Here is a 24,152-nt window from a genome sequence, read left to right on the forward strand (position 1 = left end):
CAAGCCGCTTCATGTAGAAGTGGCTTAATCAATTGTTTTTAATACATCAAGTATGCCTTCTGATTGAATAAAATTCTTTGCCTCTTGGTCTCCCAGTTGATTGATGATTTGATATATCTTCAGCATATTTGAGTCATATTTATCATTGGAGGAATCATAATGATACTCCACAAAAGGCACATGTGCTCGTAAAAAGTTTTCAACCTCATTTGTATAGTTTGCGTCAAACAGATTTCTCAATTGACGAACTTCATCTTCGGTTGCTTCAATTTTGTACTCCCATGTAGACCCAGATTTCACTTGAGAAATTTCGCCACTTCCAACAGAGACATAATAGGTTTTCCTTGGCTGTTGTTCCAACTTATTTCACTCCTAACGTGTGATTCCGTTAGTTTAGCTTTTTCCTCCTGTGCAAAAAATATGCACTCCCCCGCGAAACTGGACTCCCTACCTATTTTCAATCCATTAGTATCTTTTGATACATTCCCCCATATACTAATTTCCAAGATATCTTATAAAAGCAAACAAAGGGGAAACACGATGAAAATCATTGATGAAATTTATGAAATGTATCGAGATAAATTAACAGGTGACGAAGAGGATGCGGACATTATTGCTTTCTCTGTGCTTGAACAATTTGCACGTGAAGACCTGATTGACCTTTTAAGCGATTTATCCGACCAAGAATTACGAAATTTAGTCGGTTTTTATATGATTGAAAACCTAAAGGCGAAGATGGCCCGTGATGGAATTGGCCAATCGAAGATGATGACTGTAGATGAACTGAGGGATATCCATTAAAGATATAGAATCGTTCTATTATTTGAGGGATCGATTCAGTATTTGTGCCGCTATCGGTTTTATTTTCGTTCTATCGATTTTTTTTGACTTCTATCGATTTTAATATAAATTCCCATCAAAAAAGGATTGTCCACGAAAGCAATGCCCGTGACAATCCTCAAAATATTAAAGTTTACGAACAATCTGTAATGCTTTTTCAATTGACTCTCTGTTCACATCATAATGAGTTGTAAACCTCACGAGTTTAGGCCCAAATGTTGAAACTAAGACACCATGCTCTTTTAACATGGCTGCATACTGACTAGAAGTTAATCCTCTTTCACTTACATTCACTAAGATTATATTGGTCTCCACCTGATTTATAACGTTCAACCCGCTAATATTGCCGAGCCCTTCAGCTAAAAATGCAGCATTCTCATGATCAAGTGCAAGACGATCGACCATTGTCCGCAGTGCTACTAGTGCTGGTGCCGCTATGACCCCTGCCTGTCTTAAACCACCACCAAGGCGCTTTCTCCACCTTCTAGCTTGTTTTATAAACTCCTCGCTTCCAGCGATAATGGAGCCAACTGGGGCACCTAACCCTTTTGATAAGCAAAATTGAACGGTATCCGTATATTGAGCAATCTCCTTCACATGACACCCGAGTGCCACTGCTGCATTAAATAACCGAGCCCCATCTAAATGGACAGGTATTTGATTAGCAGATGCTACTTGATGGATCGCTTTCATATTTTCAAGTGGGATGACCGCCCCACCTGCTCTGTTATGTGTATTTTCGATACAAATTAAGCCTGTTTCAGGGTTATGTACATCTTCCTCCTGAATCGCAGCCTCGACTTCCAATGGGTCCATTGCTCCTCTATTTCCTTTAATTGTACGAGGTTGTACCCCAGCAAATGCAGAAATCGCAGCCCCTTCATAATTAAAAATATGGGATTCCTGTTCAACAATAATTTCATTTCCTTTTTTGGTGTGAGTCAGCACGGCAATTTGATTACCTTGCGTTCCGCTTGTCACAAACAATGCTGCTTCTTTTCCAAGCATCTCAGCAGCTGTTCGTTCAAGCTCGTTCACTGTTGGGTCTTCCTGATAAACATCATCCCCAACCTCAGCTTCATAGGCTGCTTTTCTCATTTCAGATGTCGGCTTTGTAACTGTATCGCTTCGTAAATCAATCATTTTTTCTCCTCCCTTTACTTATAAAATAGAACAAAACCCTTCTTTCTACAAGAAAGAAGGGAACACTATTTTTTATTTTCCTAAGAAGGATTGAAGCATCCAAATATGTTTCTCAAGATTTTGGTGAATCGCGAGAAGCATATCACCGGTTGTTTCATCATCGGCATCTGCCGCTATCTTCATGCCTTCCTTTAACTCACCAGTTAGAATGGAAAAATCATTGGAAATGTTCGCTACCATTTCTTCTGCATTTTCATTTCCGTTAGCTTCTTGAATAGATGACATTTCAAGAATTTCCTTCATGGTTGCAACAGGTCGTCCACTGATCGCGAGAAGGCGTTCCGCTAATTCATCAATATGAACAGCAGCCTCATTATATAATTCCTCAAATTTTACATGCAAGGTAAAAAATTGAGAACCCTTCACATACCAGTGGTAATTATGTAGCTTAATGTAAAGGACACTCCAATTTGCAACCTGCTTATTAACGATTTCAATTAATTGTGTTGACATGAAAAATCTCCTCCTTATTTGTTAACATACCCCCTTTCTAACACAGTGAAACATAAATTTTTCGGTTGTTTTTTTATAAACTACATACTTTTTCTTTTTTAAATGAATATCAATACCTTCAACCTTCGCGGCATGTTAAAATGAAAGGAGAAATAAGAGGGGGTTGCTATGCTTACAGTATTAATTATTTCATTCATTATTGTGTTCGTTGTCTTATTTTTAGCTGTCAGTACAACTTCTAAAGCATATCAGTACAAACACACAGTAGATGACTTAGAAGAAAATCCACATTTAAATCATCATGAAAATAAGGAGAATTCAGATGGAAAACAAAATTCTTGAGGATTTAGCGAATGATTGGTTAATTGAGGCAACGATCGATTCCATCCAAGAAAAATATAAAAAAAATGAGTTAACGGCTAAACAAGTCGTGCTCATGTATTTACATAGAATTTCAAGCTATGACTCAGAATTAAAATCAATTATCGAGATAAACCCAGATGCCCTTCAAATCGCAATGATGCTAGATGCAGAACGAAAGGAAATCGGTCCCCGCGGACCACTTCACGGAATTCCTGTTCTACTTAAAGATAATTTAGATACAAATGATAAGATGCATACATCAGCAGGCTCTCTTGCATTGGCAGAGTCAAATGCCCCAGAGGATTCTTATGTTGCTTATCTTTTGAGAGAAGCTGGGGCCATTATATTAGGGAAAACAAATATGACTGAATGGGCGAATTTCATGACGCATGGAATGCCTAGCGGCTATAGTTCACGAGGTGGTCAAACATTAAATCCTTATGGACCGGGTAAGTTTGATGTTGGCGGTTCAAGCGCGGGATCTGGTTCGGCTATTGCTGCAAATTTTGCAGTTGTAGCAGTTGGTACAGAAACATCAGGCTCGATTTTAAGTCCTTCTAGTCAAAACTCACTTGTAGGTATTAAACCTACAGTTGGTTTAGTAAGTCGCGCTGGGATTATTCCAATTTGCCATACACAGGATACAGCAGGTCCTATGGCTCGTACGGTGAAGGATGCAGCATCCCTGTTATCCGTAATTTCTGAAGTAGACGAACGTGATCCAATCACATACACAAGTCGAACCTTGCCTTCAGTTAATTTCACAGAATATTTAGATGCTGATGGGTTAAAAGGTGCAAGGATTGGGATAGCGAGAGAGGTTTATTTTGATTACCTTAGTGAAGAAAAACGAGCAGTTATGGATAAAGCCCTTAAAAAGCTTGAAGATCTTGGGGCAACTATCATAGAAAATGTCGTAATTCCGTCTTCTAGAAATAAGTGGAACCACGATGTCATGACCTATGAATTTAAAGTTGACCTAAACGCTTATTTACGTAAATTGGACCCATCCATAAAAGTTCGTAATTTAGCTGACCTTATCAAATTTAATAAGGAAAATGAAGGGAAAATGCTAAAATATGGTCAACTTATTTTAGAAGAAGCAGAAAAAACGAGTGGTACATTGACAGAAAAAGAATATCTGGAAGCACTCGAGAATGATCAATACCATTCTACAGAAAATGGAATCGATTATGTTTTGCAAGAGCACGATTTAGATGCGATTGTGTTTCCTAATAATATTGGAGCAGGCATTCCAGCTAAAGCTGGATATCCATCGATTACGGTTCCTGCTGGATACACTGCAGAAGGCGAACCAGTCGGAATTACGTTCACCGGAACCGCCTTTTCGGAAGGCTCATTAATTAAATTGGCTTATTCATTTGAGCAAGGAACAAACTATCGTATTCCACCAAAACTATAAAACCTCAGCCGATTATGGCTGAGGTTCTTTTGGATTATCCGAAAACTTTATGAAGGTCTTCTTTTGATTGTGATAACCAGAAACGCATTAGGCGTTTGGCTCCATCTAAATCATGAAGCTTTGCTTGCCCACATTGAGTTTCATTGGCTGCTGGAATTTCTGTTATTTCTACGGCACTTAGCATGGTTGCTTCAAGCAAATCAATGATTTCCGAAACAGTAGGCTCCCCACTTACAACTAAGTAATAGCCTGTTTGGCATCCCATTGGAGAGATATCTATGATATCAAAATGGTCATATTTCTCACAATGCTCACGAAGATTAAAAGCCAATAAATGCTCAAGAGTATGAATAACGTCTGGCTTCATCGCTTGTTTATTTGGCTGACAAAAACGTATATCAAATTTATTCACAACTCCATCTGTCCCAACTTTATGGACACCACAATGTCTTACATATGGAGCTTTTACGGCATTATGATCAAGTTCAAAGCTTTCTACTGATGGCATTCTCTTCACTCCCTAACTTATTCTATATCTATCATAACGCTAATTCCGATTTTTTTCATCAATTTAATTAGAATTAAACGTATAAAATGCTTTTATCCACCGCATATAGTATAGTATAAATATTAAAAACCTGTAAGGGAAGTAGAAAAAATTGCTTCAAGCGTTATTTATAGGAATTATTCGTTTCTATCGAAAATTTATATCCCCACTAAAACCACCAACCTGTCGTTTTTATCCAACATGCTCCCAATATGGGCTTGAAGCGATCAAACGCTTTGGTGCAATTAAAGGTGGCTGGTTAACCATTAAACGATTAGTAAAATGCCATCCTCTTCATCCGGGTGGAATTGATTTTGTCCCAGAAAAAAAGGAAGGTAAACATCAGCATTGATGCTTGCCTTCCTTTCTTTATTTTACAGTAGTGGTTTTTTCAAGATGTTCGTGGATTTCTCCTTTTTCAAGATGAACTTGAATGTTGTAAGTACCAACATCCATAAAGGTATAATCAGACTGATAGACGCCATCATTGATTTCGTTTGCATCAATAAACTCATGCTTATCCGCGTCATCCTTCCAAATCTCAAATCGTACCCTTCCGTCAGTTAATGGAGTTCCTGATTGCTCAAAAGTTACTTGTAATGTATTTGCTTTCCCTTTTGAATAGTCAGCCTCTAAAGGAAAGTCGATTGTAACATCGCCAGTACCATGATGATGCCCATCCGAATGATGATGACTGTTTTCTGTTGCCTCATCTGCAGGCTCATCGTTCACATCGGGATTTCCAATGACTACCTCAACCTTAGGCATGGTATGCATGCTCCTAGCTGTTACGTGGGCAGTAACAAAATAAACACCCTCTGCATCAAAGGTTTTAACAGCTGTATATTCGCCATCAGAAGTATGCTCTCCATCTAAAAACTCGCTTTCCTCACTGCCTTTTTGAGCAATTTCAAATTGAACCTCGTCCGCATCTTCAACCGATTCTTCCCCCTGTGTTACAAATGCGTGGAGGGTTACTTCGTTACCTGGGCTTATTGTTTCAGGGTCAATCTTAACTTCAACTGAAATAGGAACTAATTCTTCCGTATTCGTATTTTTTATTTCCTTTTCATTATTACATGCTGCAAGCATCATAAATACAGCCATGAAAAGAAAAAGAATGCCTGTTTTTCTCATTTATCTTCACCTCAACTACATGGTACAATAAAAGACCATTTATTCCTGTGTATTTTTTATGACATTCACCCTTCATCCATCTTAACCAAACCTAGCTTTTTTAAAATCAAAAATATAAAAAAGAGGTCAAACACTCGACCCCTTTGTCTTACTTATAGCCGTTAATAACCACATCTAGTTTACCTGTTTCAGGGTTTATGACAAGCCCGTGAACAGGAACTCCTTGTGGAAGGAGTGGATGATTTTCTACCATTTCGACACTGTGACGGACACTTTCCTCCACGCTACTAAAACCTTGAAACCATTCTTCGAGATTAATTCCAGAATACTTTATTGTATCAATTTTTGCTTGAGTAACGCCTCTATCCTTGATTTTATGTAAAATCGAATCTGCATCAAGTGCACTCATACCACAATCATGATGGCCAACAATGCAAATTTCGTCCGCATTCAAATCATAAACAGCAACTAAAATGCTTCTCATTACACTTCCAAACGGGTGGGAAACAACGGCACCCGCAACCTTTAAAATTTTCACATCTCCATTTTTCATGTTCATTGCTTTTGGTAACAGCTCTATAAGGCGTGTATCCATACATGTTACGATCACCATTCTTTTATTTGGAAGCTTTGTTGTATGATATTTTTCATATTCCTTCGTTTCGACAAACTCTTTATTAAAATCCAATATATTATCCAATAGAGTCATTTCCAATCACCTTTTTCTCTTTATTTCATTTTATTTTATCAAAAACTAGTCATTATTAATAACTTTTTAAGTAATTGGTTTTTAAATAGCTGAGATACTAAAAATAAAATTGTTTATTAAAAAAGTTTTTTGTTCTCAAATCGGAATTATTACGATATAATATGAAAGAATTTAATCAGTTGCCTTTTTGGTACTTGAGAGGAGACAATACATGAAAAAAATAAGCGGATACTTTGTGCTCCTTTTGTTAATCAGCCTTCTTTCGGCTTGCGGAGCAGAACAGAAAAATGTAGCAAACGAAGATGGGAAGCTATCGGTTTATACAACCGTATTTCCTTTAATAGATTTCGCACAAAAAATAGGTGGCGAAGATGTTACGGTAAAAAGTGTATATCCACCAGGATCAGATGCCCATTCATTTGAGCCAACTCCAAGGGATATGACAGATATCGCGAGTGCAGATGCTTTTATATATACAGGTGTTGGTGTGGAGGGCTTTGTCACTACTGCCCAAAAAACACTGAAAGACGAAAAAGTTTCATTAATTGAAGCTGGAGCTGGAATAGAATTTTTACACTTGGAAGAAGAAGACCACCAAGATGATGAGCACAATCATGGTGATATCGATCCACATATTTGGTTGGACCCTATTTATTCAATTCAAATTGCGGAAAATATAAAAGATGCCCTAATTGATTTAAATCCATCAGCTAAAGATATGTACGAAGAAAATTTCACAAAATTAAAGGAACAATTAGAAGCATTAAATACAGACTTCAAGGAAGTTGTGGACTCCGCTAAACGAAAAGAGATTGTAGTAGCACATTCTGCTTATGGCTATTGGGAAGCTCGATATGGGATCAAACAAATTAGTATAACGGGGTATTCCCCAACGAATGAGCCATCACAAAAAGAACTCAAAAACCTCATCGAAGTGGTAAAGAAGCACAATCTTAAGTATATTCTATTCGAACAAAATATATCATCAAAAATTGCGGAAACAGTTCAAAACGAAACCAATACAGAAAGTCTATATCTTCACAATTTAGAGGCTGTAACAAAACAAGAAATTGAAAGCAATGAAGATTATTTTAGTTTAATGAGGGAAAATCTAGATACGTTAAAAAATGCGCTAAATTAAAACCATTCTTGGGATATGTTACTTGCATTCACACCTCTTCTCAAGGAGAAAATAAAGATGCTCGACAATATTCTTATAAATGAGGTGTAGTGCATTGGCACAAGATGTATTATGTGAAGTGAATAATTGTCACTACTGGGCAAAGGGCAATAAATGTAGCGCTGATTCCATCTATGTTGTCAGCCACTCAGGGAAAACAGCTTCAGAGCAGACGGAAACAGATTGTAAAACCTTTGTTCCAGAAGGCGAGATATAAAATATTTTTCACAAAGGCAGCTGATGAGTCAGCTGTCTTTTTAGATTGTATCTAGGCTTACTTTTTTTAACATGTCGAATTTTTTGAAATAAAATAATTGACAAAATAAAAAAATCAACATATGATACTTTTAAAAGTTGCACAAAGGAAACATTTATTCATGTAGACAAAAAAACAGCTTGAGAGGAGAATAAGCGATGTATGAGAATTTATTACTCGCTTTTGGCTTAACGCTTTTTGCCGGTCTTGCGACTGGTATTGGGAGCTTAATTTCCCTATTTACATCAAGAACAAACACGAAATTTCTTTCCTTGACACTCGGTTTCTCGGCAGGGGTTATGATATATGTATCCATGATTGAGATATTTGTCAAAGCAAAAGTTGCCTTAACATCTGAATTAGGGGAGCAAATGGGGAACTGGATGACCGTGATAGGCTTCTTTGGGGGAATGCTATTAATTGCGGTAATTGATAAATTTGTGCCTGCAAGCAGCAACCCACATGAGGTCAAAAAGGTTGAAGACATGAATCTCGCTTCACCAAAAGGGGAAGATGCGGCATTATTAAAAATGGGCACATTTACAGCTCTGGCTATCGGGATTCACAATTTTCCTGAAGGCATTGCAACATTTACCTCAGCTCTTCAAGACCCAGGGCTTGGAATCGCCATTGCTATTGCCGTAGCGATTCACAACATACCTGAAGGCATTGCTGTTGCCGTACCGGTTTATTTTGCAACAGGGGATAAAAAAAGAGCCTTTAAGCTCTCTTTCCTTTCCGGCCTAGCCGAACCTGTCGGGGCGATTGTAGCGTTCTTAATTTTAATGCCATTTTTAAATGATGTGATGTTCGGCATTATTTTTGCCGCTGTAGCAGGAATTATGGTGTTTATTTCACTGGATGAATTGCTTCCAGCATCGAAACGCTATGACAGTGGCCATTTATCCATCTACGGATTAATTGCAGGTATGGCGGTCATGGCCTTAAGTCTATTGCTAATCTTATAAACTTTATTCAAAGCATTGCCGTGAATATTTTAATATCTCAAAACCTTTATCTGTTTCGTTATTTCTTGAATCCACTCACGGTCGACTTGATATCCAATTCCAGGCTGATCTGGAACGGCAATGCCTCCATTTTCAACCATTACTTCAGGAATGATCACATCCTTCCTCCAATACCGAGAGGATGCTGAAATATCTCCAGGAATCGTGAAATTAGGAAGGCTTGCTAAGGCAATATTATGTGCTCTTGAAATTCCGGTTTCAAGCATCCCACCACACCACACAGGAATATCATGTGATTTACATAGATCATGAATCCTGATTGCCTCAGTGATGCCGCCTACACGTCCGATTTTAATATTAATTACTTGGCAGCTCTTCATTTCGATTGCCTTTCTTGTATCTTCGGCTGACGTAATACTTTCATCTAAACAAATTGGGGTTGAAAGTTTCCCCTGTAGCTTCGCGTGGTCAAAGATATCATCCTCCGCTAGTGGCTGTTCAACCATCATTAAATTAAACTCATCCAAGGCTTTCAGTTTATTTATGTCCTCTAATGTATAGGCAGAGTTGGCATCCACCATTAATGGCAAGGTTGGAAACTCACGTCGAATTTGTTTTAGAAGCTCATAATCCTGGCCAGGCTTGATTTTTATTTTGATTCGTTTATAGCCTGACTTTACATGCTCAGCCATCTTATGCAAAACACGTTCGGTCGTATCAATGCTTACGACCACTCCTGAATCAACAAACTCTCTCGTCCCTCCCAATGCTTTAGATAATGGAATTCCTTGTTTTTTTGCATAAAGGTCCCACATCGCCATATCAAGACTTGCTTTCGCCATATTGTTACGTTTTACAAATTGCAAGCTTTTTTGTAGCTGTTGAGGGTGTTCATACTCTTCTTGTAAAACTTTCGGTATTAGATAGTCCTCAAGTAAATGCCAGCATGTTTTTATCGTCTCTTCGGTATACCATGGTGACGAAAACGCAACAACCTCTCCCCATCCAACTACACCATCGATATCCTCCATTTCAACGAGAATACTTTCTCTGCTGTCAACCTTTCCCGTGCTTGTTACAAATGGAGAAAGGAGGCTTTGTTCTATGAGATGGAGCGTAACCTGGTTTACTTTAATCATTGTTTTCATCCTTTATAAGGTCTATTAATTTACGGCGTAATAGCTTATTTGAGGCATTACGGGGAAGACGATTAACAAAATAGATTGATTTTGGAACCTTGAAACGTGCTAGCTTTTCATAACAAAAATCAATAACTTCAGTTTCCGATACATGACTTCCTTCTTCTACCCGCACAAAAGCAACTGGTACCTGTCCCCATTTTTCATCATCCATACTTGTTACTCCCGCTTCAATTATACTTGGATGAGCCAATAAAACCGCTTCAACCTCTGCAGGATAAATATTCTCTCCACCCGAAATGATCAAATCAGAGCGGCGATCCATTACAAAAAGGAAGCCTTCCTCATCCAAATAACCAATATCTCCAGTATAGAGCCAACCATTCACAATAGACTTCTTCGTTGCATCGAGTCGATTTAAATAGCCTTTTGTTACATTTGGTGCCTTTACGATAATTTCGCCTACTTCATATGGATTTGCCTGTGCTCCCTCTTTTTCAATTTTGATTTGTACCGGAAAGAGGGGTTTGCCAGCAGATCCAAGCTTTGAAATACTGTATTCAGGGGCCAGTGTAACAACTTGTGATGCTGTCTCGGTCATTCCATAGGTTTGGAAAACAGGAATATTGTGCTCTATGCAATCTTCTAATAATGGTTTCGGTGCAGGTCCTCCTCCAAGGAGCATACATCTGAAACGTTCTGGATACTTTTCGTCGCCTAATGCCTCAAGCATTCTTGTAAGCATGACACTGACAACTGACATAATTGTCACGCCTTGATTCATAATTGCCTCATTTGCCTTTATCGGATTAAAGCTTTCATGAATGACAGCAGGAATTCCATAAATCACACTTCTGTACAAGATCGATAATCCACTTATATGAAACATAGGGACCGTGAGTAACCAGCAATCATCCTGGTGTAACCCCAGATTCAAACAGGAACCAACTGCGCTCCACCAGTGGTTTCCATAGGTGTGGATTACGCCTTTGGGCCTTCCTGTCGTACCAGAGGTATACATGATGGTATCAGTTTGGTCCAATGAATAGGATTCTTGGATCTTACATTCTTTTTCTGGGTATTGTTGCAGTTCTTTCACCAGTACTTTTTCGATGTCGAGGTCGGTTATTTTTTCAATTAATTCATCTTCAGTTATGATCATTTTCGTTTCTGAATCGCTTACTTGAAATTCTAGCTCAGTACTTGTTAGTTTAGTGTTTAAGAGTACCGTTACTGCACCAATATATTTTAATGCGTGAATAATCTCCACCATTTCGACGCTATTCTTCATAAGGACAGAAACTATATCTCCTTGTTGAATACCTGCAAATGTAAATTGATTAGCCTTTTTTACTACATTTTTATGTAAATCTGAAAATGAAATTTCATCATATTCTGTTTTAATGGCAATTCGATTGGGTGTTAAAGAAGCTCGTTGCTTAAGCCAATTTGGAATCTCGATAGAATTCATCTTTTTCAAATCTCCTAGCGTAAAACTAAAATGTAAAAAACAGCTTGATGAAATCTTCATCAAGCTGCGAGAAAAATATTAAGGGAAACGAGGGAATTGCTTAAAGTCCGGCTTACGCTTTTCTTTAAATGCGTCACGGCCTTCCTTCGCTTCATCTGTTGTGTAATAAAGAAGTGTAGCATCTCCAGCCATTTGTTGAAGACCTGCTAAGCCATCTGTATCAGCATTCATTGCTGCTTTTAAGAAACGAAGTGCTGTTGGGCTCATTGCAAGCATTTCTTCACACCACTTTATGGTTTCTTCTTCAAGCTGTTCTAGTGGAACAACTGTATTAACTAGTCCCATGTCTAATGCTTCTTGTGCATTATATTGACGGCATAGGTACCAAATTTCACGTGCCTTTTTATGACCGATGATACGAGCAAGATATCCAGAACCATAACCTGCATCAAAACTTCCAACCTTTGGACCAGTTTGTCCAAAAATCGCATTATCTGCAGCAATTGTTAAGTCACAAACAACATGTAACACATGCCCGCCACCAATTGCATAGCCTGAAACCATTGCAACAACCGGCTTTGGAATTACACGGATTAATCGTTGTAAATCAAGAACATTTAAACGTGGAATCTGGTCATCCCCCACATAGCCACCATGTCCTCTAACCTTTTGATCTCCACCCGAACAGAATGCTTCATCTCCTGCTCCAGCAAGAACGATTACCCCAATGTTTGAATCATCTCTTGCATATGCAAAAGCATCAATCATTTCTGATACTGTTTTCGGAGTGAATGCGTTCCTTACATGCGGACGGTTAATGGTAATCTTTGCAATGCCATTATATGTTTCATATAAGATTTCATCATACTTACGTTCTGCTACCCATTCAACTGCAGCCATTAGCTTGTCCTCCTTTTAAATATGTATGTGTATGTATATTGATCAAGAAAAAAGTTGACCAAAAACAAACTCATTTACTATTTTACCAAAAATATCTGGTTGTTCCACATGAATTGCATGTCCCGCTTCTACTATTTTCTCTACTCTTGCATTTGGGATACTTGAAGCCATCTCTTCAGCAATTTTACAAAACTTCGGATCCAATTCTCCACAAAGTAATAGTGTCGGGAACTTGATCTCATCTAATCTATCCCAGTAAGAAGGTTGTGCACCTGTACCCATCCCTCTTAGACTATTTGCTAACCCGAAAGGTTTATTTTCAAAACGGTGATTGCGAATCTCTTGTTGCGTTTCTTCGGGGAGTGCCTTTTGTGAAGCAAATAGAGGCATGTTCTCCCAATACTCAACAAACTCATTTATACCCTCTTGTTCAATTCTTTTCGCAAGCAGTTCGTCTGATTGCCTACGGGAATGTCTTTCTTCTTTTGTTTGTAGCCCCGGTGAGCTACTTTCTAGAATAAGGCTGGCAACTCTTGTTGGATGAAGAATGGCTGTCACCAAAGCCACTCTTCCCCCCATTGAATAACCAGCAATATGTGCAATTGGAATTTCCAAAATATCTAATATATGAATGATGTCATTTGCGACTTTTTCAATTTGATATCTTTCGTAGTCCTCAGGGCTGTCTGATTTCCCATGCCCAATCAAATCGATTAGAACACATTGGAATCGAGATTTAAGGTTATCGGTTACTTGATTCCACGTTGTCAAACTCCCTGTAAAACCATGAAGGAATACAATCGGTATACCCACACCGACAACTTTTACGTGATAAGTAGTTCCTTTTGATGATATGAACATTTTAATAGTTCCTTTTGAGTGTTTCTTCAATTTCCCGGGAAACATTATTCCACATTTTTCGATGGATCATGACATTCTCATGGCGGTCTGTTTTCACCTCAACAACATGCAATCCTTTTTCTTCAAATGAAGTAATTATGGTTTTACGGAACTCAGTCCAATCCTTAATCGTAACAAATTTCCCGCCGTACATTTTTACAGCATGTTCATAATTAAGGCCTATCGGAGTTCCAAAGAGCGTTTCGAAATGCTTTTCCTCTTGTGATTGAGGGAGAAAAGAAAAAATACCGCCCCCGTCATTATTGATTAAAACAATCGTCATATTTAAATGATGATGCTTTGCCGCCAATAATCCATTCAAATCATGATAGAAAGATAGGTCACCAATGACTAGGACGGTGTGCTCATTTTGCGAACTAATACCCATTGCAGTTGAAACAAGCCCATCGATTCCGTTAGCACCGCGGTTTCCTAAAACATGTATTGACTTTTCATTATTCGTAAAGAAAGTATCAAGATCACGGATTGGCATGCTATTTCCGACAAATAAGGTTGAGCCCGCAGGGAGAATTTCTTGAAGTTCAGTAAATACCTTCCCCTCAAATAAGGTTTCTTCTTTATGTACTCTGTTAATATTCTCTTTTACAAGCTGATTTATGGTAATCCAATCGTTCACCCAACTAGAATCAATACGTTTCTCTGTTGTCCTAACAATCACTTTACAAAATTCAATTTCATCACAATACACCATATCGGTTGCTGATAAGGTTGGATCACGCCAACCCCCATCTCCATCAACAACGATTTGTGTGGTGTCATTATTTTTTTGAACATATTGCAGAAGTGCCTTTGAAACAGGCATTGCTCCAAAGCGGATGATAATATCGGGTGAGTAGGTTTCTCTAAAACCTTCGTCCCGTAAAAAAGCATCGTATCCATCTAAAATATATTTTTTTGGATGCTCACCACTTCTTAATTGTGATAACGGATCAGCTAGAATTGGAAACTGTAGCGTTTCTGCTAGATTTGCGACTGCATGACCAAACTCTTCATCGTAATGTGAACCACAGACAATGATTCCTTTTTTCTTATTGCTAACTAATTCACTAATTAGCTGAGCCTGCTCTTCGTTCATTTTCGGTTTTCCAACGACAACATTCACATTTTTCCGTTGATTCTCATTTGTTCCCCATAAGTTTTCCAGATTTAAATTTGGAACAAGTGGTTCACGGAAAGGAAAATTCAAATGGACTGGTCCTGCAGGTGCAGTTAATGCAGTTCCTGCCGCCCTTCCTGCCATTGTTCGAACATAAGATAGCATTTGGTCTGACTCTTCTGGAAGCGCCATTTCTACAAACCATTTCGCATGATTTCCATATAGCTGGTTTTGATTAATAGCTTGTGGTGCTCCTACATCCCGTAATTCATGTGGTCGATCGGCTGTCAGCACAATGAGGGGCACCCTTGAATAATAGGCCTCCACTATTGCTGGAAAATAATTTGCTGCAGCTGTACCAGATGTACATAGAATCGCTACAGGTTTCTTGGTTGCTTTAGCCACTCCAAGCGCATAAAACGCTGACGAACGTTCATCAATGTTGATTGTTACGTTCATGTCAGGGTGTTCAGCCATTAAAATGGCCATTGGGGTGGAGCGTGAACCAGGGCTTACAATAGCCTCTGTAACTCCTACTCTTACTAATTCATCAACGAATGATGCAACATACCGAGTTAATGCTTGATTATTCATTGTCGAATCCTCCTAATGCGGACAGCATTGGTCTAAACTTAATCATGGTCTCTGTGTATTCACTTTCAGGTTCGGAATCACCTACAATTCCACAACCAGCAAATAAGGATGCATTTTTGTCATTGAGTAAACCAGAGCGAATGGCAACGGCAAATTCCCCGTTATCGTTCGTATCTAACCAACCTACAGGACTTCCGTACCAACCGCGGTCAAGAATTTCAAGCTCTCGAATAATTTCAAAGGCTTTTTGTTTAGGCTGACCTCCAAGGGCAGGTGTTGGGTGTAATCGATTCACAACCGTTAGCAATGACACACCCTCTTTTCCAACACCCTTAACAGGTGTGTATAAATGCTGGATATCTCGCATTTTTAAAATACCTGGTTGTGTAGGTGAAGTGATGCTTGTGCAAGATTCTTTCATTGCATTTTTAATCATTTGAACGACTACATCATGTTCGTGTAAGTTTTTCGGATCACTTAATAACTCATTTGCTAATTGCTCGTCCTCAGAAGGGGTCTTTCCGCGGCGAATGGAACCAGCAAGGCAAGTAGTTAAGAATTCGTCTCCCTTTTTCTTTATAAGCCTTTCAGGGGATGCACCGATAAAGCATGAATTTTGATATTCAATTGCAAATAAATAACTCATCGGTTGCTCTTCTTTCAGACGCGCCAATACAGCGTCTGCTTCAATTGGATCATCAAAATGCAATTGAATTTCTCTTGCTAATACAACCTTCTCAACTTCACCGGACTTTACCTTTTCGGTTGCATTTCGAACAGAGTCCATCCACTCCTGAGGTTGCACCTCTTCTTTCGTAAACGAGGTGATCTTTTGATATGTATGGTTTGCCGCCTTCAGGAACTCTTCCAATTGCTCCAATTGAGACTCAACGAAAGATGTACAACCCGTAGGTTCACAAATAATATTTATTGTTAAAAAGGTCCTTCCCTTATAAGAAGAAAGCATGATCTCAGGCAAGACAAATTTAGCATCATCAAAATGATCCCACAGCTCTGTCCTCTTTTTTAATGGATCAAATGAGAATCCTCCCATTAAAAGAGGACCAGTAGAATATGGCGCAAAGTCATCAAAAATAACGGAATGTTGAACGAGTCTTTTCCACTGCTTTTCAATGGCTCCAAACCGTTCGGTAGACTCGTTATCACTAATTGTATAGGCTTCCCCAAGTCCAACTAGAACTGTATCATTTGTAGGATTTGACCAGAAACAACGCGTTTCAAAAGGCTGCTTATTTCCAGCAGAAAAGAACAATAGGGGGTCTATGTTCTTGATTTCTTTTACCTGACTTATAAGCACAGGAATAGAAAGCTCCTTTGAAAGGTTTATTCCTTTCACAATATAATCATTCAATCCTTTTTGGTGTAACATGACCAACTTTTATCCCCCCGAAATGTATTTCATTATAATTTTATGTAGACTTTTAGACGTTGACTATAGTATATCATTAACCATAAATGAATCCTTGATAAACGTGTTGTATTATTTTTGTATAATTATTAGTAAAAACAATATACCTCACTATGAATAATAGTCAACAAACTTGATTCTACCATACCTACCCATACACTGACCACTTACTTCCTATTATTATGTTTTTAGAGATATGTTAGTGTGGAGATAAAATCAGCGAAAGAATGAATATGACTTTTTTACTACATTAAACCATTGACAGTATTTGTCCAATTCACTAAACTGAACTGTGGATATACATGACTTGACATGAGAGGAGAAGTCTAATGCATACAGAACTTCAGTCAAATCAGAAGCTATCTAAAAAGCCTTCAAATGGGTTTCAAGTATGGTGGAGACTTATGCGTCCACATACACTTACTGCCTCGTTTGTTCCAGTTATCCTAGGAACAGTTCTTGCACTTTCAGATACATCTATAAACATGGCACTTTTCTTAACAATGTTACTTGCTTGTCTTCTCATTCAAGCAGCAACTAATATGATTAATGAGTATTTTGATTACAAACGCGGTCTTGATACTGCTGAATCAGTCGGTATTGGTGGTACAATTGTTAGAGATGGAGTAAAGCCAAAAGTGATCCTAAACTTGGCATTTGCCTTTATGGGATTTGCTACACTTTTAGGTGTTTATATTTGTATGAATAGTAGCTGGTGGTTAGCATTAGTGGGGACTATTTGTATGTCTGTTGGTTATCTATATACAGGCGGCCCGTTCCCTATTTCATCGACACCTTTTGGAGAGCTTGCAGCTGGTTTCTTTATGGGTATGATAATTATTTTAATATCGTTTTTCATCCAAACGGGTACTGTTACTTCAACAAGTATTTTAATTTCAATTCCTATTATGATCCTTGTTGGTGCCATTAATATGTCAAACAATATTCGTGATTTGGATGGCGACAAAAAGAACGGACGTCGCACTTTACCTATTTTATTGGGAAGAGAAAATGCGATAAAGTTCCTAGCTGTATTATTTGTTATTTCCTATGTTTGGATTATTGCTTTGGCATTTATGGGAATAGCATCTTGGTGGAGCCTACTTGTATTGGTGAGTGTTCCTAAAGCTGTGCAAGCGATTATTGGATTTATTGGTAAATCAGAGCCAATTCAAATGATGCCGGCTATGAAAGCAACCGCCCAAACAAATACGTTTTTTGGTTTCCTATTATCAATTGGAATTTTTATCGGTTACTTCTTTTAAAAACACGATTTTCGGTCGTGTTTTTTTTTTGCTTTCTTTCATATACAAGCACTTTTTTACATTTATGATTTTCGAGTTTATGTAAATAATACATAACAAGATTCGTTACGAATTCATTATGGAAGGAGTGCTTTTAATGTTATCAAATGAGCAATTATCAACCTTCCGTTCACAGTTGATAAACGCAAAAAAAGAGGTCGAAGAACAATTAACGGATAGCGATCATTTTGATTTAGAACGCGGTCATTTCCATGGATCGGTTGGGGAACTCTCTTCTTACGATAACCATCCGGGGGATGAGGGAACTGAACTATATGAACGCGAAAAGGACGTTGCACTTAATGAGCACATTGAAAAAGAGCTAAAAGACATTGACCATGCACTACAAGCGATTGATGAAGGTAGATATGGAAAGTGCGAAAAATGCGGTAAAGACATACCACTAGATCGTCTAGATGCGATTCCAACAACTACTTATTGTGTAGAACACAGTCCTACTCAGGTTGTTTCTCATAATCGACCTATTGAAGAGGGCGTATTAATGCCACCATTTGGAAAGTTCGTTTATGAGGAAGATAATATCGCATATGATGCTGAAGATTCCTGGCAGGATGTGGCAAGGTATGGTACATCGGAATCTCCTTCAGACCTGGCAGACCCTGTTGATAGCTATAATGAAGTGTTTGTTGAATCAGATGAGAATGTGGGCTATGTTGAGGATTATGAGAACTTTGTTGCAACAGATATTGAAGGAAAAGAAATTATCATCTATCCAAATAACCAACATGAACGATATGAGGAAGTACTAGATGAAGAAGGAATAATGACAATGTTCGGCGACCTTCCCCCATATGAAAAAGAACCTTATACACAGGACGAAGCCGAGGATTAAATTTGAAAGCAGTGGAATTGTTTTTCCACTGCTTTCTTGTTACTCGGCGGGCTGTAAAACAAGTGTATTGCTGTTCAGCTTATATTTTTCTTTATCGGTATAGGTAATATGGTAATTCCCTGTTGTCCAATCAGAAATTTGGTTATGATAAAAAGGACTTAAAACATGGCCAGATTGACCTGGACCAACGACATTATAGCTTTCCGTCATATTTGATAAATCAATGACTGATCTCCATGCCGCTCCGTGAGTAATTGCCCCTGATTGATGATTAAAGCTTGCAGCTGCAACAGTTATCCCACTTCCACCCATAGATACAGGTTTATTATTGTTAAATAGATAATTTAATGGTGATATGGCAGATAATGGATGATTAAACGGCACCTGATGAAATTCACCCCAGGACCATTTACTTGGGTCCTCACCTTGCTTTTGGGTAGCAAAATTGACAGCTCTTTTAAAAGATTCAAGCGTTACCTTCTCTAGACCGCCTGCCTCCGATAACCATATCCCTTCATGTCCATTTTTTGCTTTTCGAATCATTTGGTCAACAATTTGAGATTTTCCTTCGAACAAGTTATCAATTTCTCTAGGAATGGAATCCTCAAACAGTGTATTTGCAAAATCCTCCATCCATTTATGAAAGACTAGGGGCTCTCCATCTTCAATTCGGTCCACAAAATCCCACTCTTTAAACTCTTCTATCACTTTTTTATCAATATCTCTAAGCTGATCTTCACTGTTAGATAACAGATCAATGAAAATCGGTACAAACTCCTCCGCTTGCAGATTATATTGATCAAATTGAAGCAGGAGCATATCATTAACCGTTAACACATCCTTGCTGGATAATACATCTCTAATGCGTTGCTGGCGATATGGCTGAGCCCACGTACTTGTTAGATGATACGGATAGTCATCCGGTGCAATTTTATTATTTGCAGTGGAAATAAATCCTTCCTCCGGATTCACAATGGTCGGCAATTCATTCCAAGGAATATACCCTTCCCATTCGTATTCATCTGTCCATCCTGGAACTGGAACAGAACTATCTCCATTTTTCCTGATTGGGATTAACCCATTTGCCCGATAGGCTATTGTGCCATCAGTAGCTGCAAAAACAAAGTTTTGAGCCGGTGTATGGAAGTATGTAAGAGCTTCTTTAAACTCCTCCCAATTTTTCGCCTTGTTAAACATTAATACAGCTTCAAGCTCAGTCGAAGCATCAAGTGCTGTCCATCTTAATGCTAAAGCTGTTTCCTCCTTATGGTCATGAGTAAACTCAGAAATAATTGGACCATGCCTTGTAACCTGAACCTGATATGGGATTGTTTCCCCATCCTTCACCTTTACAGGCTCATCAATGATGGTCGCTTCCTCCCATTTCCCCATATACTCGAACTGGTTAGGATTATCCGGATTCCTTCTTTCAATATATAGGTCCTGGACATCCGGCCCCACATTTGTAACTCCCCAGGCAATATGTTCATTCCGGCCTAATATGATTCCTGGGACACCAGCAAAAATTACACCACTAACATTGACTTCATTATTTTGTAAATGAGTTTCATACCAAATCGAAGGTGTTGCCAATGCTAGATGTGGATCATCTGCTAGGATGGGCATGCCTGATTTTGACTTCTTGTCACTAATTACCCAATTATTACTCCCATTAAACTCATTTGGAAACGGAGCAGTTGCGATACTTTTTGAAATATCAATTGGACGATCTTTCATGGCTTGTATGACGGTTGCACCATCTACAGGATATGTAGGGAATAATTCTAGTAATTTCTCCTCTGACACATGCTGTGCCATATAATAACGAAAGGCTTGCCCCTTATAATGTCCTCCTAAATCATAAGCCATATATTTTCCTATCGTAAGAGAATCAACTGGACTCCATTCAGAAGGCTTATATCCTGCAAGTGTGAACTCAACAGGTAATGTATTCTTCTCATTTGCTTCCTTTATAAAGGCATTTACTCCATCAGCATATGACTGAAGAACTGACTTAGCATCTTCTGAATATCCTTCATAAGATACTTCAGCTGCCCTTCTTAAGCCAAGAGTTCGAAAATATTTATCTTGAGCAACAAGAGAAGCACCAATGACCTCACTTAACTCTCCTGAAGCCTGTCTTCTGCTTAAATCCATCTGAAATAAACGATCCTGTGCCGTAACATAGCCTTGAGCGAAAAACAAATCATGCGTATTTTTTGCAACGATATGCGGGACCCCATTTTGATCACGGGTGACTTCAACCTCATTGGTAAGGCCCTCAACAGAAATCGTTCCTTCTACCAGCGGTAAACTTTTTCTCAAAAATAAATAGCTGGCAACAACACTTGCTATCAGAAGGAGTATAATCACTATTCCTGTAAATAAAACAGCTCTCCAACGTTTCTTCCTAGGCCATAATCGTCTTTTTACTACGACTTCCGAACTCATAAAATCCCCCTTCAAATATATTATTTCAAGAAAATTCTAAATACATTATAGTATTCCTACTAAATTTTGTCATTTAGATTTTGTGGTAGAGTTAACATTTTTTACATTCTCGAAGCATTATTAATTGGAAGATACTAAAAAATGATGAATTATTTCTTTATCTATATTTATGGAAAGGAAGAAGGAAATGAACGCACATGAAATTGAGTATAAACTATATGGTGACGATATGCAGTTTGTTGAGATCGAATTAGACCCCAGTGAAAGTGTCATTGCGGAAGCAGGTGCCATGATGATGATGGAGGACGGCATATCGATGGAAACGATATTTGGAGATGGTTCAGGCTCTGCGGGGGGAGGTCTTCTAGGGAAACTAATTGGAGCGGGAAAAAGGGTTCTAACCGGAGAAAGTCTTTTTATGACAGTCTTTACAAATAGCAAGATGGGTAAAAAACATGTTTCCTTTGCTGCACCATATCCCGGTAAGATCATTCCTGTTGATTTAAGCATGCTAGATGGTAAAGTAATCTGTCAAAAGGATTCCTTTTTATGTGCAGCAAAAGGAGTTTCAGTTGGTATAGATTTTCAACGAAAATTAGGTACTGGCTTTTTTGGTGGAGAAGGCTTCATCATGCAGAAATTAGAAGGAGATGGTTTAGCATTTTTACATGCAGGCGGTACGATACATAAGAAGGTGCTTCAACCTGGTGAGATCCTAAGAATTGATACAGGATGTCTTGTCGGAATGACGAGAGATGTTGATTATAACATTGAGTATGTAGGAAAAATTAAAACAGCATTTTTTGGTGGTGAAGGTTTATTCTACGCGACGGTTAGAGGCCCTGGAACGGTTTGGGTACAGTCCCTACCATTTAGTCGTCTTGCTGACCGAATCTTCGCAAGTGCGCCAAAGAATGGTGGTAGTGCCGGTGAAGGGAGCATTTTAGGAGGACTTGGTAATTTTCTCAATGGAGATGATTAATCCTAAGAATATTTAAAGGGAGAACTGGGAGGATAAGTAATGGAGGTGTGGAAACATGAGACGAAAAAAAGAAGTCGACGATTTCAATGGAGAAGCTCCATTATTTGATGCGCCTGACGATAAGATCCTTGCTTTTGATATGTTCCGCGGAGTGTCCCCTGGTATCTTTTCTGATGTGGATTTAGACAACCCAGCACAAAAAATTGAAGAAGATATTATGCCTAAAGATTAACACACCTGGAAACAGGTGTTTTTTCCTTTTTAAGAAGAGGTAAAAAAGGCAAATAAAAAACGCCATGAGAAATTCTCATAACGCTTGATGACCCGTACGGGATTCGAACCCGTGTTACCGCCGTGAAAGGGCGGTGTCTTAACCGCTTGACCAACGGGCCAGAATATTTATTTAATGATAATCGTCATGGCGGAGAAGGAGGGATTTGAACCCTCGCGCCGCTTACGCGACCTACACCCTTAGCAGGGGCGCCTCTTCAGCCACTTGAGTACTTCCCCAAAAATGGCTCCGCAGGTAGGATTCGAACCTACGACCGATCGGTTAACAGCCGATAGCTCTACCACTGAGCTACTGCGGAATAACAACATGGTGGGCCTAAATGGACTCGAACCATCGACCTCACGCTTATCAGGCGTGCGCTCTAACCAGCTGAGCTATAGGCCCATTATGGCAAAAAATGGAGCGGGTGATGAGAATCGAACTCACGACATCAGCTTGGAAGGCTGAGGTTTTACCATTAAACTACACCCGCAAATATATGGGGCGGCTGATGGGAATCGAACCCACGAATGTCGGAACCACAATCCGATGCGTTAACCACTTCGCCACAACCGCCATTAACTTTTATGAAATAATAAGGTGGCTCAGGACGGAATCGAACCGCCGACACAAGGATTTTCAGTCCTTTGCTCTACCGACTGAGCTACTGAGCCACAACATATGGCGGTCCCGACCGGGATCGAACCGGCGATCTCCTGCGTGACAGGCAGGCATGTTAACCGCTACACCACGGGACCATGTAAAATTACTAAGTCTTTCAATGCGCAATTTCTTGCGTTAACTGTCCCTTCCTCTACTAGATTATTCGAGGAGCATTATCCGTCGGGACAACTCGTAGCTTAATCGACGATGATCTGCTCGTCGATACACCACGGGACCACATTTATTTTGACAACGAATATTATCTTACGATACTATCTTAAACTTGTCAATATTTTTTTTGGTTGCGGGGGCAGGATTTGAACCTACGACCTTCGGGTTATGAGCCCGACGAGCTACCAGACTGCTCCACCCCGCGATAATAGAATAAAATTATATAGTTTTTCTTATGCGCTTAGCTTGCGCAATACTGTCCCTTCCTCTGCTAGCCTATTCAGGAAGCAATGTCTGTCGGGACAACTCGCAGTAATTCAATGATGCAACGCTCGTTGCTCCACCCCGCGATAATAGAAGTTATATCGTTTTTCTAATGTCCTGTTACACAAGACTACTCACTATTAAAATATATATGGCGGAGGAAGAGGGATTCGAACCCCCGCGGGCTTTAACACCCCTGTCGGTTTTCAAGACCGATCCCTTCAGCCGGACTTGGGTATTCCTCCACATATAAGAAGTTGTAAATGGTGGACCTTGTAGGACTCGAACCTACGACCGGACGGTTATGAGCCGTCTGCTCTAACCAGCTGAGCTAAAGGTCCGTAGTTCTATTTAAATTTGGTAGCGGCGGAGGGGATCGAACCCCCGACCTCACGGGTATGAACCGTACGCTCTAGCCAGCTGAGCTACACCGCCATGGATAAATATTATACTAAAATTATTGGTGGAGCCTAGCGGGATCGAACCGCTGACCTCCTGCGTGCAAAGCAGGCGCTCTCCCAGCTGAGCTAAGGCCCCAAAATTTTAAATGGTCGGGAAGACAGG

24 protein-coding genes and 13 tRNA genes are annotated in these 24,152 nt (G+C 39.2%); 11 read left to right on the forward strand and 26 right to left on the reverse strand.

Annotated features, from left to right (window positions below):
• Positions 1 to 24 precede the first annotated feature (24 nt).
• Positions 25 to 360, reverse strand: a complete 336-nt coding sequence (locus V7138_RS04045; RefSeq protein ID WP_335394478.1) for a hydrolase — start codon at positions 358 to 360, stop codon at positions 25 to 27.
• 180 nt (positions 361 to 540) lie between these two features.
• On the opposite strand from V7138_RS04045, the gene V7138_RS04050 reads away from it, so the two are divergent.
• On the forward strand, positions 541 to 801 hold the full coding sequence (locus V7138_RS04050) for a DUF6154 family protein (RefSeq protein ID WP_335394479.1): 261 nt from the start codon (positions 541 to 543) through the stop codon (positions 799 to 801).
• Positions 802 to 966: 165 nt separating this feature from the next.
• On the opposite strand, the gene ltaE is transcribed toward V7138_RS04050, so the two are convergent.
• A complete protein-coding gene (ltaE, locus tag V7138_RS04055) occupies positions 967 to 1,983 on the reverse strand; it encodes a low-specificity L-threonine aldolase (protein ID WP_335394480.1) in 1,017 nt (338 codons plus the stop codon).
• Positions 1,984 to 2,055: 72 nt separating this feature from the next.
• Positions 2,056 to 2,496 carry a Dps family protein gene (locus tag V7138_RS04060; protein WP_335394481.1) on the reverse strand — a complete coding sequence of 147 codons (441 nt, stop codon included), beginning with the start codon at positions 2,494 to 2,496 and terminating at the stop codon, positions 2,056 to 2,058.
• Between the two features lie 168 nt (positions 2,497 to 2,664).
• On the opposite strand from V7138_RS04060, the gene ytzI reads away from it, so the two are divergent.
• Both ytzI and V7138_RS04070 read left to right on the forward strand, forming a co-directional pair.
• Positions 2,665 to 2,838, forward strand: a complete 174-nt coding sequence (ytzI, locus tag V7138_RS04065; RefSeq protein WP_335394482.1) for a YtzI protein — start codon at positions 2,665 to 2,667, stop codon at positions 2,836 to 2,838.
• Positions 2,819 to 4,282 carry an amidase family protein gene (locus tag V7138_RS04070; RefSeq protein WP_335394483.1) on the forward strand — a complete coding sequence of 488 codons (1,464 nt, stop codon included), beginning with the start codon at positions 2,819 to 2,821 and terminating at the stop codon, positions 4,280 to 4,282. Before ytzI ends, V7138_RS04070 begins: the two co-directional genes overlap by 20 nt.
• 34 nt (positions 4,283 to 4,316) lie before the next feature.
• Here V7138_RS04070 and V7138_RS04075 read toward each other — a convergent pair whose 3' ends face one another.
• On the reverse strand, positions 4,317 to 4,790 hold the full coding sequence (locus V7138_RS04075) for an S-ribosylhomocysteine lyase (RefSeq protein ID WP_335394484.1): 474 nt from the start codon (positions 4,788 to 4,790) through the stop codon (positions 4,317 to 4,319).
• A 151-nt stretch (positions 4,791 to 4,941) separates the two neighbouring features.
• Between V7138_RS04075 and yidD the strand changes: the two genes are divergently transcribed.
• Positions 4,942 to 5,181: a membrane protein insertion efficiency factor YidD gene (gene yidD / locus V7138_RS04080; protein WP_335394485.1), complete on the forward strand. Its 240-nt coding sequence runs from the start codon at positions 4,942 to 4,944 to the stop codon at positions 5,179 to 5,181.
• A 17-nt stretch (positions 5,182 to 5,198) separates the two neighbouring features.
• On the opposite strand, the gene V7138_RS04085 is transcribed toward yidD, so the two are convergent.
• Entirely contained in the window at positions 5,199 to 5,966 is a 768-nt protein-coding gene (locus tag V7138_RS04085; protein ID WP_335394486.1) for a FixH family protein, read from the reverse strand.
• Positions 5,967 to 6,114: 148 nt separating this feature from the next.
• On the reverse strand, positions 6,115 to 6,675 hold the full coding sequence (locus V7138_RS04090) for a beta-class carbonic anhydrase (protein ID WP_335394487.1): 561 nt from the start codon (positions 6,673 to 6,675) through the stop codon (positions 6,115 to 6,117).
• Positions 6,676 to 6,886: 211 nt separating this feature from the next.
• Between V7138_RS04090 and V7138_RS04095 the strand changes: the two genes are divergently transcribed.
• The 3 genes from V7138_RS04095 (at position 6,887) to zupT (ending at position 9,079) form a co-directional block, all read left to right on the forward strand.
• A complete protein-coding gene (locus tag V7138_RS04095; protein WP_335394488.1) occupies positions 6,887 to 7,816 on the forward strand; it encodes a metal ABC transporter substrate-binding protein in 930 nt (309 codons plus the stop codon).
• Positions 7,817 to 7,910: 94 nt separating this feature from the next.
• On the forward strand, positions 7,911 to 8,072 hold the full coding sequence (locus tag V7138_RS04100; RefSeq protein WP_335394489.1) for a DUF1540 domain-containing protein: 162 nt from the start codon (positions 7,911 to 7,913) through the stop codon (positions 8,070 to 8,072).
• Positions 8,073 to 8,269: 197 nt separating this feature from the next.
• Positions 8,270 to 9,079, forward strand: coding sequence for a zinc transporter ZupT (gene zupT / locus V7138_RS04105; protein WP_335394490.1), 810 nt, complete (start codon positions 8,270 to 8,272; stop codon positions 9,077 to 9,079).
• 29 nt (positions 9,080 to 9,108) lie between these two features.
• Here the strand turns inward: zupT and menC are convergent, their stop codons facing one another.
• The 6 genes from menC to V7138_RS04135 all read right to left on the reverse strand — a co-directional run bounded on the left by menC (position 9,109) and on the right by V7138_RS04135 (position 16,590).
• Complete coding sequence (gene menC / locus V7138_RS04110) at positions 9,109 to 10,218, reverse strand: o-succinylbenzoate synthase (RefSeq protein WP_335394491.1); 1,110 nt, start codon at positions 10,216 to 10,218, stop codon at positions 9,109 to 9,111.
• Positions 10,211 to 11,689 (reverse strand): o-succinylbenzoate--CoA ligase, encoded by a 1,479-nt coding sequence (locus V7138_RS04115; protein ID WP_335394492.1) that lies wholly within the window; start codon positions 11,687 to 11,689, stop codon positions 10,211 to 10,213. The genes menC and V7138_RS04115 overlap by 8 nt, the downstream gene beginning before the upstream one ends.
• 78 nt (positions 11,690 to 11,767) lie before the next feature.
• Positions 11,768 to 12,589, reverse strand: a complete 822-nt coding sequence (menB, locus tag V7138_RS04120; RefSeq protein ID WP_335394493.1) for a 1,4-dihydroxy-2-naphthoyl-CoA synthase — start codon at positions 12,587 to 12,589, stop codon at positions 11,768 to 11,770.
• Positions 12,590 to 12,631: 42 nt separating this feature from the next.
• Entirely contained in the window at positions 12,632 to 13,450 is an 819-nt protein-coding gene (gene menH, locus V7138_RS04125; protein WP_335394494.1) for a 2-succinyl-6-hydroxy-2,4-cyclohexadiene-1-carboxylate synthase, read from the reverse strand.
• A 1-nt stretch (position 13,451) separates the two neighbouring features.
• Positions 13,452 to 15,200: a 2-succinyl-5-enolpyruvyl-6-hydroxy-3-cyclohexene-1-carboxylic-acid synthase gene (menD, locus tag V7138_RS04130; RefSeq protein ID WP_335394495.1), complete on the reverse strand. Its 1,749-nt coding sequence runs from the start codon at positions 15,198 to 15,200 to the stop codon at positions 13,452 to 13,454.
• On the reverse strand, positions 15,193 to 16,590 hold the full coding sequence (locus V7138_RS04135) for an isochorismate synthase (RefSeq protein ID WP_335394496.1): 1,398 nt from the start codon (positions 16,588 to 16,590) through the stop codon (positions 15,193 to 15,195). The genes menD and V7138_RS04135 overlap by 8 nt, the downstream gene beginning before the upstream one ends.
• Positions 16,591 to 16,958: 368 nt before the next feature.
• Between V7138_RS04135 and V7138_RS04140 the strand changes: the two genes are divergently transcribed.
• On the forward strand, positions 16,959 to 17,894 hold the full coding sequence (locus tag V7138_RS04140) for a 1,4-dihydroxy-2-naphthoate polyprenyltransferase (RefSeq protein WP_335394497.1): 936 nt from the start codon (positions 16,959 to 16,961) through the stop codon (positions 17,892 to 17,894).
• A 136-nt stretch (positions 17,895 to 18,030) separates the two neighbouring features.
• Positions 18,031 to 18,786: a TraR/DksA C4-type zinc finger protein gene (locus tag V7138_RS04145; RefSeq protein ID WP_335394498.1), complete on the forward strand. Its 756-nt coding sequence runs from the start codon at positions 18,031 to 18,033 to the stop codon at positions 18,784 to 18,786.
• 39 nt (positions 18,787 to 18,825) lie between these two features.
• Here the strand turns inward: V7138_RS04145 and V7138_RS04150 are convergent, their stop codons facing one another.
• Positions 18,826 to 21,237: a penicillin acylase family protein gene (locus V7138_RS04150; protein WP_335394499.1), complete on the reverse strand. Its 2,412-nt coding sequence runs from the start codon at positions 21,235 to 21,237 to the stop codon at positions 18,826 to 18,828.
• Between the two features lie 187 nt (positions 21,238 to 21,424).
• Between V7138_RS04150 and V7138_RS04155 the strand changes: the two genes are divergently transcribed.
• Together V7138_RS04155 and V7138_RS04160 are read left to right on the forward strand one after the other, a co-directional pair.
• The gene (locus V7138_RS04155) at positions 21,425 to 22,219 is read left to right on the forward strand and encodes a TIGR00266 family protein (protein WP_335394500.1); all 795 of its coding nucleotides are present in this window, start codon (positions 21,425 to 21,427) and stop codon (positions 22,217 to 22,219) included.
• A 55-nt stretch (positions 22,220 to 22,274) separates the two neighbouring features.
• Positions 22,275 to 22,451 carry a hypothetical protein gene (locus V7138_RS04160; protein WP_335394501.1) on the forward strand — a complete coding sequence of 59 codons (177 nt, stop codon included), beginning with the start codon at positions 22,275 to 22,277 and terminating at the stop codon, positions 22,449 to 22,451.
• 88 nt (positions 22,452 to 22,539) lie between these two features.
• Here V7138_RS04160 and V7138_RS04165 read toward each other — a convergent pair.
• The 13 genes from V7138_RS04165 to V7138_RS04225 form a co-directional block, all read right to left on the reverse strand.
• A tRNA-Glu gene (locus V7138_RS04165) sits at positions 22,540 to 22,611 on the reverse strand.
• A gap of 27 nt (positions 22,612 to 22,638) precedes the next feature.
• Positions 22,639 to 22,729: transfer RNA gene (locus V7138_RS04170), tRNA-Ser, on the reverse strand.
• A 5-nt stretch (positions 22,730 to 22,734) separates the two neighbouring features.
• Positions 22,735 to 22,809 (reverse strand) — tRNA-Asn (locus tag V7138_RS04175).
• Positions 22,810 to 22,818: 9 nt separating this feature from the next.
• Positions 22,819 to 22,895, reverse strand: a tRNA-Ile gene (locus V7138_RS04180).
• Positions 22,896 to 22,909: 14 nt separating this feature from the next.
• Positions 22,910 to 22,983: transfer RNA gene (locus tag V7138_RS04185), tRNA-Gly, on the reverse strand.
• A 7-nt stretch (positions 22,984 to 22,990) separates the two neighbouring features.
• Positions 22,991 to 23,066 (reverse strand) — tRNA-His (locus tag V7138_RS04190).
• Positions 23,067 to 23,091: 25 nt separating this feature from the next.
• Positions 23,092 to 23,164 (reverse strand) — tRNA-Phe (locus V7138_RS04195).
• An 8-nt stretch (positions 23,165 to 23,172) separates the two neighbouring features.
• Positions 23,173 to 23,248, reverse strand: a tRNA-Asp gene (locus V7138_RS04200).
• A gap of 204 nt (positions 23,249 to 23,452) precedes the next feature.
• Positions 23,453 to 23,529: transfer RNA gene (locus V7138_RS04205), tRNA-Met, on the reverse strand.
• Positions 23,530 to 23,740: 211 nt separating this feature from the next.
• Positions 23,741 to 23,833, reverse strand: a tRNA-Ser gene (locus V7138_RS04210).
• A 19-nt stretch (positions 23,834 to 23,852) separates the two neighbouring features.
• Positions 23,853 to 23,929 (reverse strand) — tRNA-Ile (locus V7138_RS04215).
• Between the two features lie 17 nt (positions 23,930 to 23,946).
• Positions 23,947 to 24,023 (reverse strand) — tRNA-Met (locus tag V7138_RS04220).
• Between the two features lie 26 nt (positions 24,024 to 24,049).
• Positions 24,050 to 24,125: transfer RNA gene (locus V7138_RS04225), tRNA-Ala, on the reverse strand.
• Between the last annotated feature and the right edge of the window lie 27 nt (positions 24,126 to 24,152).

Origin of the sequence: Bacillus sp. JJ1533, from assembly GCF_036965045.1 — a bacterium.
Classification (GTDB): Bacteria; Bacillota; Bacilli; order Bacillales; family Bacillaceae_L; genus Ferdinandcohnia.

Bases quoted from the DNA above. Each gene is read 5' to 3' on its own strand.
- V7138_RS04050 (WP_335394479.1), top strand. From the start codon at position 541: ATGAAAATCATTGATGAAATTTATGAAATGTATCGAGATAAATTAACA.
- ltaE (WP_335394480.1), bottom strand. From the start codon at position 1,983: ATGATTGATTTACGAAGCGATACAGTTACAAAGCCGACATCTGAAATG.
- V7138_RS04060 (WP_335394481.1), bottom strand. From the start codon at position 2,496: ATGTCAACACAATTAATTGAAATCGTTAATAAGCAGGTTGCAAATTGG.
- ytzI (WP_335394482.1), top strand. From the start codon at position 2,665: ATGCTTACAGTATTAATTATTTCATTCATTATTGTGTTCGTTGTCTTA.
- V7138_RS04070 (WP_335394483.1), top strand. From the start codon at position 2,819: ATGGAAAACAAAATTCTTGAGGATTTAGCGAATGATTGGTTAATTGAG.
- V7138_RS04075 (WP_335394484.1), bottom strand. From the start codon at position 4,790: ATGCCATCAGTAGAAAGCTTTGAACTTGATCATAATGCCGTAAAAGCT.
- V7138_RS04085 (WP_335394486.1), bottom strand. From the start codon at position 5,966: ATGAGAAAAACAGGCATTCTTTTTCTTTTCATGGCTGTATTTATGATG.
- V7138_RS04090 (WP_335394487.1), bottom strand. From the start codon at position 6,675: ATGACTCTATTGGATAATATATTGGATTTTAATAAAGAGTTTGTCGAA.
- V7138_RS04095 (WP_335394488.1), top strand. From the start codon at position 6,887: ATGAAAAAAATAAGCGGATACTTTGTGCTCCTTTTGTTAATCAGCCTT.
- zupT (WP_335394490.1), top strand. From the start codon at position 8,270: ATGTATGAGAATTTATTACTCGCTTTTGGCTTAACGCTTTTTGCCGGT.
- menC (WP_335394491.1), bottom strand. From the start codon at position 10,218: ATGATTAAAGTAAACCAGGTTACGCTCCATCTCATAGAACAAAGCCTC.
- V7138_RS04115 (WP_335394492.1), bottom strand. From the start codon at position 11,689: ATGAATTCTATCGAGATTCCAAATTGGCTTAAGCAACGAGCTTCTTTA.
- menB (WP_335394493.1), bottom strand. From the start codon at position 12,589: ATGGCTGCAGTTGAATGGGTAGCAGAACGTAAGTATGATGAAATCTTA.
- menH (WP_335394494.1), bottom strand. From the start codon at position 13,450: ATGTTCATATCATCAAAAGGAACTACTTATCACGTAAAAGTTGTCGGT.
- menD (WP_335394495.1), bottom strand. From the start codon at position 15,200: ATGAATAATCAAGCATTAACTCGGTATGTTGCATCATTCGTTGATGAA.
- V7138_RS04135 (WP_335394496.1), bottom strand. From the start codon at position 16,590: ATGTTACACCAAAAAGGATTGAATGATTATATTGTGAAAGGAATAAAC.
- V7138_RS04140 (WP_335394497.1), top strand. From the start codon at position 16,959: ATGCATACAGAACTTCAGTCAAATCAGAAGCTATCTAAAAAGCCTTCA.
- V7138_RS04145 (WP_335394498.1), top strand. From the start codon at position 18,031: ATGTTATCAAATGAGCAATTATCAACCTTCCGTTCACAGTTGATAAAC.
- V7138_RS04150 (WP_335394499.1), bottom strand. From the start codon at position 21,237: ATGAGTTCGGAAGTCGTAGTAAAAAGACGATTATGGCCTAGGAAGAAA.
- V7138_RS04155 (WP_335394500.1), top strand. From the start codon at position 21,425: ATGAACGCACATGAAATTGAGTATAAACTATATGGTGACGATATGCAG.
- V7138_RS04160 (WP_335394501.1), top strand. From the start codon at position 22,275: ATGAGACGAAAAAAAGAAGTCGACGATTTCAATGGAGAAGCTCCATTA.